Genomic DNA, 15,938 nt, shown 5'->3' with positions numbered 1-15,938 from the left:
GTTGAGTTTTATGGTCGCAATTATGACGCTTTTTGCGCCTGAAACCAAAACATCTTCGTTAATTTTTACTTATCTCACCGATGTACGCAGATGGATTGTTGTTCCGCGCAAACTGTTGTTATAGTCTTGCCCATATTTTGGCTTCCCTTAGGATCTAATCATGGCTTTTTCTCAAGACGTTTGGCAACGTAATGTCGACTTATATCAAAAAACACTGGCTTTACCTTTTAACCAAGAATTGGCCTCTGGCACACTTAATAAAGAAGCATTTTGTCATTATGTGATTCAAGATGCGCACTACTTGGTGGCTTATGGTCGTGCTTTAGCGGTGTGTGGTGCCAAAGCGTATGAGGCTGACGACATTATTCAGTTTAGCCAAGGGGCTAAAGAAGCGATTGTGGTAGAACGCAGTTTGCATGATGGCTTTATGAAAAATTTTGATATTTCAAAACAACAGTTTGAAGAAACCCCGCTGACTTTAGCATGTCACCATTACACTTCATTTCTAACGGCAACCGCTTGGTCTGAAAGCTACCCTGTAGTGTTAGCAGCACTCTTACCTTGTTTTTGGATTTATGCTGAAGTCGGTAAAGACATTGTGGGTAACTCTATCGCCAACAACCCATACCAAGCGTGGATTGATACTTACGCAGGTGAAGAATTCAACCAAGCAGTACGTAATGTAATTGCAACCATCGATAAAGTGGCTGCACGCTGCGATGCAGACACTATTGAGAAAATGCATAAAGCCTACCGTAAAGGGGCTGAACTGGAATGGTTGTTCTGGGACAGCGCTTATAAACAGCAACAGTGGCTCGGTTTAGATCACGCTTAAAAGCATACATGATCCAAAAAGCCCTGAATCCTTCAGGGCTTTTTATTGACCGAATATCGTATTTTTTCAGAAGGCGCGATTGCTATTTTAAACATTTAAAACTAAACTCTAATAATGATAATAATTATCATTTATACAATTAACTTTCGAGGGCCGTTCTCATGCCTCCTGATACTCTCTAGGTACTGAAGCCATTCGTGCATTTTTTACCGTACAATGCTGCTGGCTAAATAACGAAGAAATATACCTTGAAAAAGGCTGTTTACACTGCGGTTCTGCCGCGACCTATCTCATTTATTATACCAATCCACATATTCAAAAATTGATGTTGGCTTTTATTAAGAAATATCATTGTGTTTTAAGTCGAGAACAAGACTTACTCGACCTACCAGACTTTGAAGATGACTACGACGCCTTCTTACAAACTCTTGAGCATGAAGTCAATTTCTATGCCCGTCTCCATCATGACATTATCCGTCCCTTTGCTTTTGAGACGGTCGATTCAATCTTTGAACGTCGTTATGCGCTAGCATGCTAAATACTGCAACCATGACAATACTCTATCCCTGAAGGCGTACGGCAAACAAAAAATAGTACAGCCATGATTCAACTTTTGCGCTACGCCGAATGGGTGATCCTCTCTTTTTTACACAACTTATAAATACCTTTCAGTTTTCAGTCACACCCAATGTCGATACGTTGAGACTTGTTTCAACACTGAAATCTAGCTACAGTCTAGCAGCATCACTTTTCTTTTGGCCGACATGATTTGTCGCTATAAAATCATGTTTAACACTTGAATAAAGCATAAGTCGTTATCATATACCTCCTTCATCTGCACAATTTCGAGATAGTTTTATGAGCCAAAGTCATATCCGTATTCGAGGCGCACGTACCCATAACTTAAAAAATGTGAACCTTGATATTCCCCGCGACAAATTCGTGGTGATCACGGGACTTTCTGGTTCAGGTAAGTCATCGCTTGCATTTGATACGCTGTACGCCGAAGGCCAGCGTCGTTATGTCGAATCGCTTTCGGCCTATGCGCGCCAGTTCTTGTCACAAATGGAAAAACCTGAAGTTGACTCAATTGAAGGTTTAAGCCCTGCCATTGCGATTGAACAGAAGTCAACCAGCCATAACCCACGTTCTACGGTAGGTACCATTACCGAAATTTATGACTATTTACGTCTGCTCTACGCACGTGTCGGCACGCCATTTTGCCCAGAGCATGATTTGCCGATGGTGGCACAGACTGTATCGGAAATGGTCGATGCCGTAAAAGGATTGGATGAAGGAACAGCACTGATGCTGCTTGCACCAGTGGTGCGTGAGCGTAAAGGCGAATATTCCAACTTGTTTGAACAATTACAAAGTCAAGGTTTTGTCCGAGCGCGCGTCGATGGTGAAATTGTTGATCTCGACCCAATTCCAGAACTCGATAAAAAGAAAAAACACACCATTGAAGTGGTGGTGGATCGTTTTAAAGTTCGTGATGACCTCGGCAACCGGATTGCAGAATCTTTTGAAACGGCACTGCGCTTAGGTGGTGATATTGCTGTTTTGTCTTGGATGAACGGTGAACACCCAGATCGGGTCTTTTCGGCTAAACACTCGTGTCCTGAATGTGCCCGTGCTGTCGCAGAATTAGAACCTCGTCTATTCTCATTCAACAATCCCTTTGGTGCCTGCCCAACCTGTGATGGTTTAGGGACCCGTAGCCATTTTAGTGCTGAAAAACTCATTCCAAGTCCTGATGTGTCGATTAGCCAAGGTGCTATTCGTGGTTGGGATCGTCAACGTCCGTATTATTACAGCATGATTGAAAAAGTGGCAGCGCATTTTGGTTTTTCTTTGGATACACCTTGGAATGAATTGGATGCGGATACCAAAAAGAAATTTTTATACGGTACAGGCAAAGAAAAAGTTGATTTAAGTTATATCGATGAACGTGGTCGCAAACATAATCGTGTACAACCTTTTGAAGGAATTTTGCCACATTTAGAACGTCGCTATCGTGAAACAGAGTCAAACTATGTTCGTGATGATTTAGCACAGTACCTGTCTAATGCGGCATGTGATGCCTGCGGCGGATCACGTCTGAATGAAATTTCACGCCATGTTCGAGTGAAAGACAAAACCATTGCCCAAATTACTAAAATGTCGATTGGTGATGCGGAAAGTTATTATCAAGATTTAAATCTTGATGGCGCAAAAGGCGAAATTGCCGATAAGATTTTTAAAGAAATTCGTGAGCGCCTGCACTTTCTAGTCTCTGTGGGTTTGAATTATTTAAGTCTCTCTCGTTCTGCAGAAACTTTGTCCGGTGGTGAAGCGCAGCGTATTCGTTTAGCTTCACAAATTGGTGCAGGTTTAATGGGCGTGATGTATGTCCTCGATGAACCATCCATTGGTCTGCATCAGCGTGATAATGACCGCTTGCTTGAAACTTTAGTCCGCCTAAGGGACTTAGGCAACACAGTATTAGTGGTTGAGCATGATGAAGATGCGATTCGTGCAGCAGATCATATTATCGATATTGGTCCTGGTGCTGGTATTCATGGTGGTCATGTGATTGCTGAAGGGACTTATGATGAAATCCTTGCGAATAGTGAATCTCTCACGGGTCAATATTTATCAGGCAAACTGAAAATTGAAGTACCGAAAAAACGTACTGAACCACCAAAGCCTGAAGAACAAATTAAATTGATGGGTGCTGCGGGTCATAACCTACAAAATGTGGATTTAACCATTCCTCTAGGCGTGATGACCTGTGTCACAGGTGTCTCTGGTTCAGGTAAATCAACGCTGATTAACCGTACTTTATTGCCTTTGGCAGCGACACAGCTTAATGGTGCAACGACATTAACGGCCGAGAAATTTGATTCGATTGATGGTCTGCAATTCCTTGATAAAGTGGTTGATATTGACCAAAGCCCGATTGGTCGTACACCTCGTTCTAACCCTGCAACGTATACGGGTTTGTTTACTCCGATTCGTGAATTGTTTGCGCAAACACCTGAAGCCAAAGCACGTGGTTATGCTGCGGGACGTTTCTCGTTTAACGTGAAAGGTGGTCGTTGTGAAGCCTGTGAAGGTGACGGCATGATCAAAGTGGCAATGCACTTTTTACCTGATATGTATGTGCCTTGTGATAATTGTCATGGTGAACGTTATAACCGTGAAACTTTAGAAGTCGGTTATAAAGGTAAGAATATTTCCGATGTTCTCAATATGACAGTTGAAGATGCCATGCATTTCTTTGATGCGATTCCTGTGATTCATCGTCGTTTGGAAACACTGAATCAAGTGGGTTTAGGCTATATTCGTTTAGGTCAGTCTGCAACGACACTGTCAGGTGGTGAAGCGCAACGTGTGAAATTGGCACGTGAACTTGCGAAACGTGATACAGGCAAAACACTGTACATTTTGGATGAACCAACTACTGGTCTACATTTCCATGACATTGCTAAACTGTTAGATATCCTTCATGAGCTGCGCAATAAGGGCAATACCATTGTGGTGATTGAGCATAATTTGGATGTGATTAAAACTGCTGACTGGGTAATTGATTTAGGCCCTGAAGGTGGTGCAGGTGGTGGGATGATTATCGCGGAAGGAACGCCCGAGGTAGTGGCGAAAAATAAAGTTTCACATACTGCGAAGTTTTTAAAGCCAATGTTGAAGTGATTTTATAATTCAACCTCCTTTTTCAAAGGAGGTTGAAGAAGAATTTGATTCATAAAATAATTATGCTAAAACTATGATTTATTCATAATTTTAACATTTATGACTTTATTAGAAATATTAGATACATCCATTAAAATTGGCTTAGGAGCACTGGTCACAGGTGTAATAGCGTATTTTAATCAAAAAGCGAGCATCTCAGCTTCTGTTACCAAAGAAAATCTTTTATACAACCGAAATCTACTAACCAATATTTCTAAAGATGTTGAAGAAATTAATCATTTAATATTAAAGATATGGAGTATCTTTGAGTTCGAAGCAAAGAAATCACCAATAAATCAAACTAAAATATTAGAACGACTTGATCCTTTAAGAACATCACTTTTCAATGACTTCGATCTTTTAAGCAAGAATGAAGGTCTTTTATTACTCCACGGATACACAGAACAACAAGAAAAATTAAGATTTTATGGACAACTTTTAGGAAAATTCAATTCCTATACTTTGTTTAAAAATGGCTCGGTAGATATACAGAAAACAGCCGAATATAGAACTAAAATTCTAGAGGCTAGAAAGAACTTGTATCAAAGCCTACACAAAGCTATTCACTAATGATTGAATTTATCTGAAATCCAATCACACGACAGGCGACATGAATGTCGCCTGTTTGACTATGCTCAAGGGACTGAGCATAGTCAAACAAATGGGTTTTGTCACTTTTACCCAGTAAAAATGAGATAACGCTACACAATAGCAATTACGCCAGCAATCCAGTAGGAAGATGCTCTAAAACGATAGTCATTAATACCAATCGTTCAACTTATTATTCAAAAGCTCGAATCTGCTCAGCAAGCAAAGCCAACTCTCCATCATCCGCTCGCTGAAAATCATGTGATGAAATATAGCCTTCGTACTGCTCAAAATACTTATCAACATTAGAGTTCACAGCTTGCCAGTTTTCATGCACTTGCTTAGTACCATGCATTGGAAATAACTTAGCGTGAACATGATCCACACCAAAACCTTCAAATACCATTGCTGTACGCCCAACGTCTTCAAAAAATCCATCTAACTTTTTCGCAATTTTCTTGGTGTAAAGTACCAATCCGGTGAGAACATCATCATCCAAATCAAAAGCATAACTTGTGTAATGTTTTTTGGGCATTACAACAGCTGCACCCAAAGTATTGGGGAATATCGTGAGAAATGCCATAAATTCATCATTACTATCAATAATATGGCAAGATATTTCATTTCGTGTCATCTGACAAAAAATACAGCCTGTTCCCATTTTCCCCTCATTTATTCTTTTGTACTGTTATTTAATTTACTTATTTATTTTGATCTAGTTCTTTTAAATATAATATGACTCATTGACTTCATCGACTGAATAAGCCACAACCTTATTTTTCCCCTGCTCTTTGGCTTGAAACAAAGCACGATCGGCTTTTTCTAACAGTGCCATCCAACTGGTCGCGCCAATTGCCACCCCAATACTAATACTAACTTTCAAATCAGGGCAGCGTACATTATCAACTGACTTCGCTTCATAAATCTCAGAACGAATCTTTTCCGCAATTTTTAAAGCGCGCTCCATTCCAACATTTTCAATCAGTACGATAAATTCGTCACCGCCATAACGTACCAACAAGTCAGATGTCCGAATATTTTCTTTTAATTTTTCGGCCACAAACTGAATCACCTGATCCCCCATCAGATGTCCATATACATCGTTGACCTGTTTAAAGTGATCGATGTCGATCACCATTAAACAAGTCTCCGAAAACTGAGTCGGCTGATTTTCCAAAAGTTTAATGTATTCATTCAACGCATAACGGTTTGCAACCCCGGTTAATGAATCCAAATGCGCAATATTCTTGAGTCGAAACTCCAACGCATCTCGCTGCTGAAGCGTCTGTTTTAATTGCTGAATTGCTGTAAATAAAGAATACATATTGGCAGGTTGATCTTTGGTATCCATCGGGTTGGGGCGAATACTTGAATGGGATAAATCAAACAGAATTTCACGCGCTTGAATGAGTGGACTAAACACTCTCTTACGCGCATAGATCATGGTAAACAGTGCCGCAAAAATTGAAATCAGTGAAATACCCACAGTTGTGAGCAAAATATTTTGTGCTTTATGCTTTTCGATGATGGCTTTTTCAACGCTATATTTGAGTAAATACTTTTGTAATTCTACCACGGTTGAAAACTTATCAACGATTGCTTCGGTTAACTGCGTCCCCGTTAAATAGTACGGTCGATGGTAAATACTTTCATTCATTAAGCGTTCAACAATCAATAGCCCTTTGGCTAAAAACTCGTTATAAACCGCTTGATGCAGCACTTTAAATTCTTCGGTTTTATCACGCTCGGGCTGTAAGGTATCAATGAGTTCCCACAAATACATCACTTGCTTCCGAGTCTGTAAAGAACGCGCTAAATTGGTTTCAGGAATCGGTTGCTCGAAGGTCACATGCGCCATCACGTTGGATGCAGCACGACCTGCCTGATCACGTAAGTCCGCTAATAATAAAATTTGGGTATAAAAGTTTGAAATCGCGGTGTCTTTGCCTTCAGATACAGCGATTACGTCTTTTAAAACATCATGACTACGATCCCAAGCATTGAACATTTTTAGGATGGCTTGATCCATGGTCTCGGCATTACGTTGCTCACGTGGTAGAGCTGCATAAGCATCTACCTGTTGTCTGCCTTGTGTTAAAGCTTCATCTAAACGGTCAACTAAACTTAAATCTAAATTTGGGAGGTTCGAGTGCTTTAAAACTTCTAAAGTCTTTTTCATCTGCTCATCCACCGTGAGCCGATATAGTTTTAACTCAAGCACGTGTTTGGCAAAATCTTGTTGATTACTCGACATGAGTTTATTGGCGGGCGCACGCTCTCGTGAAATCTTATTGGCCAAGTCTGCAACAGCCTGTAAGGCTTGTATTTCAGTTAAAGCTTGGTTGGTTTTGTTGTAATCACGATAACTTTTAACTATCAACGGAATGGATAAGCTGCACAATGACAAAATAATAATGCTCATTGCAATATACAGCTTTTGACTCAAATACTCAGAGCGTATTTCTCGCATACTTCAACCACGCCCCCATTCCTAAATAAAAGAAAACTAAATTAACTGTTTATTATACGAACAGTATATCGTGTATTTAAGTGATTAATTCTTTGTTTTACATCGTTTTAAGATTTCATCATCCCCAAATAATCATGGCTAAACTTTCACGCACCTATGAAAGCTGAGTCAATCCATCCTTAATAATATTCATGTTTAGTGTGAATTTCATTCAATATTTTTAATTCCCATTTTTTAAAGTGCCTATATTTACACATGCAACATTTAAGTGCATAATGCACAGTATTGGGGCGAATTAGAGTATATCCTCAGCAGATATTCTAATTTTCCCACAAGTTTTGGCTGAAAAAACCAACCTCTTTTAGAGGTTGGTTTTTTTTTGCTCAAATAAAAGTTTTTAATGAAAAATACAGATTCATTATTGTGCATTAAATTGCAATATATTTTTATTCAGAAAAAAATAAGATCTCGAAAATGGCGGATTCAAGCGGCAAGTGCAACAGTATAAAAACCAGCCATAACTTCACTCGGTGTATGCCAACCTAGTGTTTTTCTAGGACGATGGTTGAGTGCAAATTCTATCTGCTCTATTTGTTCGTTTGACACGTCATCAAACGATGACGATTTTGGCAGATATTGCCGGATTAAACCATTCGTATTTTCATTTCTAGCTCGCTGAATAGACTTGTAAGGATCAGCAAAATACGTATCTATGCCAGCATCAGTAATTCTTTTGTGTTCGGAAAATTCCTTGCCATTATCAAATGTCACACTATAAGCATGGCTCATCTGTAAACGATCTAATGCACAAGTAATCGTTTGAGAGGATGCTCTCGTTGACCCTAAATGAACAATATGTACGTACAGGCTCTTTCGATCAACGAGAGTTAATAAAGCACCTTTATGATGTTTACCAATCACCGTGTCACCTTCGAAATCTCCTAAACGTTGTCGTTGATCAATGACCTGGTCTCGGCAATGAATACTTGTTTTATCAATGATTTGACCCCTACGATCCGTGTTTTTGTAACCTCGTTTTCGATATTTCTTCTGATGCCTTAAGTGTAGATGGAGTTTACCGCCTTTTGATTTATCTTGATAAATGTACTGGTAAATCCACTCATGTGAAGGTACATCCAGCCAACAGCGTTGTGTTAAAGCACCTGAAATTTGTTCTGGTGACCAGTCCAAGCCAATCAAATAATCAATATAAGCGAAGGCAAACGCTGTCATGGGTGATGAAGGACGGTACCGTCTTTGACTTGCAAATTTAGCTGCCTGTTGAGCTCTATATCCACGTTGTCCAGTATTTCTTTTTAATTCACGGTAGATGGTTGATCGTGAACGCCCTAACTCCCGAGCAAGGGTAGCGATTGAACTTTTACTTTTCAAAGTAGCATAAATTTCGTATCTTTCATCTTGAGAAAGTTGGGTGTATTTCTTCATTGTGTGCTTTCCAATTGCGAGTTGAAAAAGTCCAATGATTCTACGAATACACCTAACTTTTTCAACTAACTACAAATGTGTCGCACTTGGGATTTGAATCTGCGAATTTAAATAAAAAAAAAGCCCAACCTTGGGGAAAGTTGGGCAGATAAACAAAAACTGTTTGAGGAGAATTAGCTTCTCAGAAAACAACAATATTGTTAAATGATTCGCTAAAATCATTATGAAATAAATCCGTTCACTTGTAAAGCCAACTAAAGCACTATGGATTAACACAACGCTATAATTATCGTGAAAATTATCACAAATACTCAGAGGATATGTACATTATGCAAGCAAAAAACGAGCTTTTTGCGCTAATTTTAGGCGTTTTTTAGATTTAGGACACAAAAACGCCTATATTTGAGGTACCTTATTTAACTTTTTTACCGTTTATATCTATATATTCAATCTAATTTACCAATTAAAAATCAAGTTCAGTACAATTCATTTTCCTGCATTCTCTGTTTTCTAAATAGGTATACCTTATTGTTCTGCTGTAAGTTTTTTTTGGTTGACATGGATACACTCAATTGAGCACTTTTTAACCTCTAACACATCTAGAGTAATTACTCAATAATATAATACCATTAGAGCTCATTGACTTAATAAATTGTTACAATAGAATAGCATTAGTTTAATCCAATGTTAACAATCTGGTAAATATCATGAAAAAACTCGGTTTAGCCACTGCTTTATTATTAGCCATGACCGGTGCTCAAGCATACCAATTCGAAGTACAAGGTCAATCTGAATACATCGATGCATCTGATGCAAATGACAAAGATTTTACTGGCGGTTTACAAGGTACTTTCTACTTTAAAGATGTTGATTCATCTAAAGGTCCTTTAGCTGAAGCTGCTTTTTTAAACCAAGCTTCAAATGTTTCTTTGGCATATAACTATGCTGAATTAGGCACTGACGGTACTGATTTCATCGCACACAACTACGGCGCTAAAGCAGAAGCGTATATTCCTACTAAATTCGTTCCAGCATATGCAAGTGCGTCTTATAGCCACACACATTTCGATGGTAAAAACAGCGAAACGCCTGATGGCAATGGCGACCGTTATGCACTTGAAGTGGGTGCTTTAGCTGCTCCAAACTTCTTGGTTGCTGTAGGTTATACTAGCGTTGCTGACCAATTTGCTCTTGATGCGTTCAACGTAATGAGCAATGGCGCGGTTAAAGCTGTTGGTGAAACTGTAACAATCGGTGATGACCAAGACGCGATTACTGCACGTACTAAATACGTAGGTAACATCGACGGTACTAACATGGCGCTTGGCTTAGAAGCTGGCCTTGTTTATGGTGATGACACTGCTTACCAATTAAAAACTGACCTTTACTTAACACCTGCGTTAAGTGTTGGTGCTTCTTATGTTGAATCAAGCTTTGCTGGTACTCCAGATTCAGCTTGGGGTGCAAACGTTAACTACTTCATCACTCCAGCAGTTGCTGTAGGCGCAAGCTATGTAAATGCTAACGCTAAAGACAATACTGAGAATCTCGATACACAAACTGTTGGCGTAAACGCTAAATTCCGCTTCTAATTCAATTTAGAAACTGAATTGAAAAAAGGACGCTTTAAGCGTCCTTTTTTTAGTTTGTGGCTCTGACTAAATTTAAGAAATGTAAATGACGCTCATATTGGAAAATAATATCTTGTAATAGATCATCTAAAGTCCAATCCATCACATCATAATTCTGCCCACCTTCTCTTAAGAAAACTTCAGCTTGATAAAACTGCTGTTCCTCCAGTCTATCCGCCATAAAACTGGGTGGCTGGGTTTCACGGGCAACCACCTGATAGATGAAGTTAATTTCATTATGGTGATCCACGCGTAACTGCAAGCCATGCTCAATCGGTTGAATGGTCACGTCTAGCTGACGGCGCTGAAATTCCTTTTGTACCGCTGAAAATGCATGTTGTACTTGCTGACCAATGAACTCTTCGACCTCAGACTGGGTATGTGGATAATGCATAATCAGACCTAGACGCTGTTGCCAACTGCGTGGATTTTGAATCGCACGTGGCGTGATTCGTGCATCTTGTAGTGCACGCATTTTGGTGACATCCAAACGCAGTGCTTTCAGTAAGCCCCAACAGACCAGCAACATAATCAAAGTAAAGGGTAAGGCACTCATAATGGTGGCCGATTGTAAGGCCGAAAGTCCGCCTGCCATCAGTAAGATAATCGACAGTAACGCAATCAGAATGGTCCAAAATAGCCGTTGCCACAAGGGTGAGTTTTCTGTTTCTGCGGTTAAGTAATCAATCACCAATGAGCCTGAGTCGGCTGAAGTCACAAAGAATAGCACCACCAGAACGGTCGCAATCAGGCTCGATATTTGAGAGAAAGGTAAATGGGTCAAAAATTCAAACAGTGCGACGGATGAGTCTTGTTGTACCGCTGAGATTAAAGAAGTGTGCCCATCTTGAATAATACTGAACAGCGCGGCATTCCCCATGAAGCCCATCCAAATCAGGGTAAAACCTGTAGGAATGAACAACACCCCGACAATGAACTCGCGAATGGTTCGGCCTTTAGACACTCGGGCAATAAACATTCCAACAAAAGGCGACCACGAAATCCACCAAGCCCAATACATAATGGTCCAACCGCCAATCCAACCATTGGGTTGGTAGGCATACAGGTTGAAGGTCATCGTGAACAGATTAGATACATATTGCCCTGCATTTTGAATACTGGTTTGTAAGATATAAATAGAAGAACTGGCAAAAAACACAAATAACAGTAAAACCAGTGCCAGCACCAAGTTCAATTCAGACAGCCGTTTAATGCCTTTGTCCAAACCAAAACCGACTGAGAGCGAAGCTAAAAAAGTGACAAAAATGATTAGCCCGACCTGAATACCAATACTTTGCTGAATGCCAAAAAGATAATTCAGTCCCGAATTAATTTGGGTCACCCCAAAACCAAGTGTGGTCGCAACCCCGAAAATGGTGCCTAAGGTTGCAAAGGTATCAACCGCATCTCCCGTTGCACCATAGATTTTTTTGCCCACCAAAGGATATAAAGCAGAGCGAACTTTTAAAGGCAAATTATGTCGGAAAGAGAAATAGGCCAGTGACAAGCCCACAAGTGCATAAATGGCCCATGCATGTAATCCCCAGTGGAAAAAGGTGATCCGCATCGCTTGTTGTGCGGCATCTACGGTTTGCCCATCCCCTGTGGGCGGGTTGACATAGTGCATCACGGGTTCAGCGACACCGAAGAACATCAAACCAATCCCCATCCCTGCGGTAAACAGCATGGCGAACCAAGAACCACTGCTATATTCAGGCAGACTATGATCAGGGCCGAGTTTGATTTTCCCCATATCGGAGAGTGCAATAAAGATCAGTAAGATCAGAAATAACGCGACAGATAAAACGTAAAACCAGCTAAATGAGTCAATAATCCATTGATTTAAATGTTTGGTTAAAGCCTCAAAACCACTTGGGTCAAAAAGAATCAAGGCCAGAAAAAGCACCAGAATCACGACAGTGCTGAGAAATACATTCCGTTTGATGTTTGCAAACAGCGATGGCTTTATGGAAGGCATAATTCCCCCAGAAAATTATTTTTAGTACAAAGATATAACCAAAATGGTTAATTAGACGAGTCTAATAAAGAGTGAAGAATGAATAGCTTAAAATTTAACGATTCTGTTCCATCATAATTTATGTTTAAAAATAAGGCAGTGCGAATCCTGTAACAGTTTAATTTTCTTTATGATCATTGGGTCGGTGCTGAATATACTGCAAGGCAATCAAGCGTGAGACGACTAAAGCCAAATACATCACCCCACAAAACATCTGCAACATTGCAATCATACGAGCCAGTGGTGTCAGTGGCATTAGATCAGACAAACCTGTCGCCGACTGCAAACTAAAGCTTAAAAAAAGTAAATCGAGCCATGACTGTGCGCCCGCCACATTGGGATTTAAAAAGCTATTGGGTTCCAAAATCTGACAAATGCTATATAAAAAGGCAAAGCCCCATGCAATAAGCGTAAACACTGCCCCTGCAGCAAATAGCTCATCTTTGGTCAAATAACGGTCTGCAAACATATAGCGCAGCAAGCCATAGGCCGCAATAAAATAGGCCATCGCCTCAAAGGCATGACTAATCACCAAAAGCATCGGATTTCGCGCACCCAGCAAAATCAGTAAGGAAAAGAACAATGCCCCACCAACAAAACTCAAGCCGAGGATGGTAAACACGGGGGTTTGGCGAATGACCTTGGCAATGAGTAACAGGACCAAAACACCTAAGCCCCAAACCAATACACGTAAGGACAGGCTATGGCCGCTCAATAGCGCCAAAATCAGCATAATAAATTGCAACAGCAGTAACCATGCTGAAGGCAGTAGACGGAAGCCTTTCCAAAATTCGACAAATACTTGCATATGCAGCCTGTTGTTTTTAAAGCCAAGTTTGATTGGTTCTTGTTCTCACTTTTTTAACTTAGCATGAATAGCGACTGAAACCGATGCTTTTTATTCATGTCATTCGATTCATTTTGTTCAACAATTTGAGTACTGCTTGAATACTGAATGTCACGATCTATGCATTTCAATATACAAAGCTGACACAGTTAGGAGCGTCAACACCATAAAAAAAGCCCCAATGAATGGGGCTTTTTTTATTTCAGGTTCAGATTAGTGATCTGAAGCGCCTGAGATACCAATACCTGTTTGTGAACGTACATACTGCGCATCAAATGCTTTACGTTCTGCTTGTGCACGTGCTGAGTTATCAGTCACAGAGAACAACCAGCAGCAGAAGAACGCCAATGGCATTGCAAAGATTGCTGGACCATTGAATGGGTTCACTGGCGTTTCAGAAATGCCCAATGTATCGACCCAAACGGCTTTAGATAAGATAATTAGTGTTACTGCAGTCACTAGACCAATCACACCACCAATCACCGCACCACGTGTGGTTAAACCTTTCCAGAACATTGACAGTACAAGCACTGGGAAGTTCGCACATGCTGCTACAGAGAATGCTAAACCTACCATGAAGGCAACGTTTTGTTTCTCGAACAGAATCCCTAAAATCATTGCAAAAATAGCAAGACCTAAAGTCGCGATTTTAGACATACGAAGTTCAGATTCAGGAGTCGTTTGACCTTTCTTGAATACGTTTGCGTACAAGTCATGCGAGATTGCTGAAGCACCTGACAAGGTCAGACCTGCAACAACAGCAAGAATCGTTGCGAACGCCACTGCTGAAATGAAGCCCATGAACAAGTCACCGCCCAATGCATCAGACAAGTGAACCGCTGCCATGTTGTTACCACCAACAAGCTCTAGTTTGCCCGTTACTGCCATTTTCGCGACATCAATGAACTGTGGGTTGTTCGACACATAAAGGATCGCACCAAAACCAATGATGAAGGTTAAAAGGTAGAAGTAACCAATGAAACCTGTTGCTACAACCACTGATTTACGTGCTTCTTTAGCATCTTTAACGGTAAAGAAACGCATTAAGATGTGTGGTAGACCCGCTGTACCGAACATTAAAGCCAAACCTAAAGAAATGGCATCAATTGGGTTCGCTGCAAGTTTACCTGGGCCCATGATATTGCCCGCTTCTGCTAAAGAAATGTCATGTACTTTAGAGAAAACTTGAATTGACTGCGTGAACATTTCAGAGAAGCTGAAGCCTACGCCTTTCATCACCATGAAAGCCATGAATGTCGCGCCAGACAAAAGCATTACAGCTTTAATAATCTGTACCCAAGTTGTTGCCAACATTCCACCGAAGATCACGTAAGCCATCATCAGAAGACCAACAATTACTACAGCAATGTTATAGTTCAAACCAAATAACAGTTTGATCAGCTGACCTGCACCCACCATCTGAGCGATCAGATAAAATGCAACGACAACCAATGAACTTACTGCTGCAAGCGTACGTACTGGTTTTTCTGCTAAACGGAATGACACTACGTCAGATAAGTTGAACTTACCTAAGTTACGTAGACGTTCAGCCACCAAGAACAATACGATTGGCCAACCCACCATGAAACCCAATGAATACAGCAAGCCGTCGAAGCCTGAACTGAAAACCATTGCGGAAATACCCAAGAATGATGCTGCGGACATATAGTCACCCGCAATCGCTAAACCATTTTGGAAACCTGAGATCCCGCCACCTGCTGTGTAGAAGTCAGCAGTGTTGGTGGTTTGTTTTGCTGCCCATTTGGTGATGAGCAAAGTAAATCCGACAAAAATACCGAACATGATAATGGCATGCCAGTTTGTCGCTTGCTGTTGAGCCTCACCCAAATCTGGGCCTGCAAGTGCTAGGCTCGAAGCCAACAGTGCTGTAGCAGCGACTGTAAGCGCTTTCAATGAATTCCATTTCATTAGTGCTGTCCTTTCTCTTGCGCAATGGCTTCAACTTCACGCATTGCTTCTTCATTTAATGCGTCGAGTTTGTTATTCGAGATATACGAATACACACCACACAAAACAAAAGACAATACAATAATGCTTAGACCCAATGGCATGCCAATCGTGGTCACCCCACCACTGACTGAAGTCATTAAAAATTCTTTGTTGTAGCCGACCAACAACATGAAACCAACGTATACAACCAACATAATAGTTGTCAGTGTCCAGCTCAGTTTACTTTTACGACTAACCATTTCCTTGAATTTGGGATTTTGTAGAATCTGTTCTACTTGTCTCTCATCCATAACCATACTCCTGTGTGTATCCAACCGTAGATACAATTTTTTAATTCGAATTATTACATTTGCTAAAGTAGCAAGCTTCTGTATTGGTTGTAATTTAGACTTTGGTCTGTAAAT

At 40.5% G+C, this 15,938-nt stretch carries 12 protein-coding genes; 5 read left to right on the top strand and 7 right to left on the bottom strand.

All coding sequences use genetic code 11. The features are described from left to right. Positions 1–160: 160 nt before the first annotated feature. The 4 genes from tenA to AC4MC0_RS00860 all read left to right on the top strand — a co-directional run bounded on the left by tenA (position 161) and on the right by AC4MC0_RS00860 (position 5,134). Positions 161–835 (top strand): thiaminase II, encoded by a 675-nt coding sequence (gene tenA, locus AC4MC0_RS00875; protein WP_004691671.1) that lies wholly within the window; start codon positions 161–163, stop codon positions 833–835. A gap of 193 nt (positions 836–1,028) precedes the next feature. Further along, the gene (locus AC4MC0_RS00870; RefSeq protein WP_094148461.1) at positions 1,029–1,373 is read left to right on the top strand and encodes a hypothetical protein; all 345 of its coding nucleotides are present in this window, start codon (positions 1,029–1,031) and stop codon (positions 1,371–1,373) included. 320 nt (positions 1,374–1,693) lie between these two features. Next, positions 1,694–4,525 (top strand): excinuclease ABC subunit UvrA, encoded by a 2,832-nt coding sequence (gene uvrA / locus AC4MC0_RS00865; RefSeq protein WP_094148462.1) that lies wholly within the window; start codon positions 1,694–1,696, stop codon positions 4,523–4,525. Positions 4,526–4,624: 99 nt separating this feature from the next. Next, on the top strand, positions 4,625–5,134 hold the full coding sequence (locus tag AC4MC0_RS00860) for a hypothetical protein (RefSeq protein WP_491887217.1): 510 nt from the start codon (positions 4,625–4,627) through the stop codon (positions 5,132–5,134). Positions 5,135–5,345: 211 nt separating this feature from the next. Here AC4MC0_RS00860 and AC4MC0_RS00855 read toward each other — a convergent pair whose 3' ends face one another. The 3 genes from AC4MC0_RS00855 to AC4MC0_RS00845 all read right to left on the bottom strand — a co-directional run bounded on the left by AC4MC0_RS00855 (position 5,346) and on the right by AC4MC0_RS00845 (position 9,068). Next, positions 5,346–5,813: an HIT family protein gene (locus tag AC4MC0_RS00855; RefSeq protein WP_094148463.1), complete on the bottom strand. Its 468-nt coding sequence runs from the start codon at positions 5,811–5,813 to the stop codon at positions 5,346–5,348. A gap of 63 nt (positions 5,814–5,876) precedes the next feature. Beyond that, the gene (locus AC4MC0_RS00850) at positions 5,877–7,622 is read right to left on the bottom strand and encodes a GGDEF domain-containing protein (protein WP_094148464.1); all 1,746 of its coding nucleotides are present in this window, start codon (positions 7,620–7,622) and stop codon (positions 5,877–5,879) included. Between the two features lie 483 nt (positions 7,623–8,105). Continuing rightward, the gene (locus tag AC4MC0_RS00845) at positions 8,106–9,068 is read right to left on the bottom strand and encodes an IS30 family transposase (RefSeq protein ID WP_005401265.1); all 963 of its coding nucleotides are present in this window, start codon (positions 9,066–9,068) and stop codon (positions 8,106–8,108) included. Between the two features lie 707 nt (positions 9,069–9,775). On the opposite strand from AC4MC0_RS00845, the gene omp33-36 reads away from it, so the two are divergent. Continuing rightward, complete coding sequence (gene omp33-36 / locus AC4MC0_RS00840) at positions 9,776–10,660, top strand: porin Omp33-36 (RefSeq protein WP_094148465.1); 885 nt, start codon at positions 9,776–9,778, stop codon at positions 10,658–10,660. Positions 10,661–10,709: 49 nt separating this feature from the next. On the opposite strand, the gene AC4MC0_RS00835 is transcribed toward omp33-36, so the two are convergent. The 4 genes from AC4MC0_RS00835 to AC4MC0_RS00820 form a co-directional block, all read right to left on the bottom strand. Further along, entirely contained in the window at positions 10,710–12,677 is a 1,968-nt protein-coding gene (locus tag AC4MC0_RS00835) for a glycine betaine transporter (RefSeq protein ID WP_491887216.1), read from the bottom strand. A gap of 157 nt (positions 12,678–12,834) precedes the next feature. Then, positions 12,835–13,524: an ion channel gene (locus AC4MC0_RS00830; protein WP_094148467.1), complete on the bottom strand. Its 690-nt coding sequence runs from the start codon at positions 13,522–13,524 to the stop codon at positions 12,835–12,837. A 252-nt stretch (positions 13,525–13,776) separates the two neighbouring features. Then, positions 13,777–15,492: a cation acetate symporter gene (locus AC4MC0_RS00825; RefSeq protein ID WP_004691683.1), complete on the bottom strand. Its 1,716-nt coding sequence runs from the start codon at positions 15,490–15,492 to the stop codon at positions 13,777–13,779. Next, entirely contained in the window at positions 15,492–15,824 is a 333-nt protein-coding gene (locus tag AC4MC0_RS00820) for a DUF485 domain-containing protein (RefSeq protein WP_004691685.1), read from the bottom strand. Before AC4MC0_RS00820 ends, AC4MC0_RS00825 begins: the two co-directional genes overlap by 1 nt. Positions 15,825–15,938 lie beyond the last annotated feature (114 nt).

The sequence above is a fragment of the Acinetobacter sp. CAU_H_S139_7 genome (genome assembly GCF_058599305.1).
This window is presented reverse-complemented; position numbering and strand designations above follow the sequence as displayed.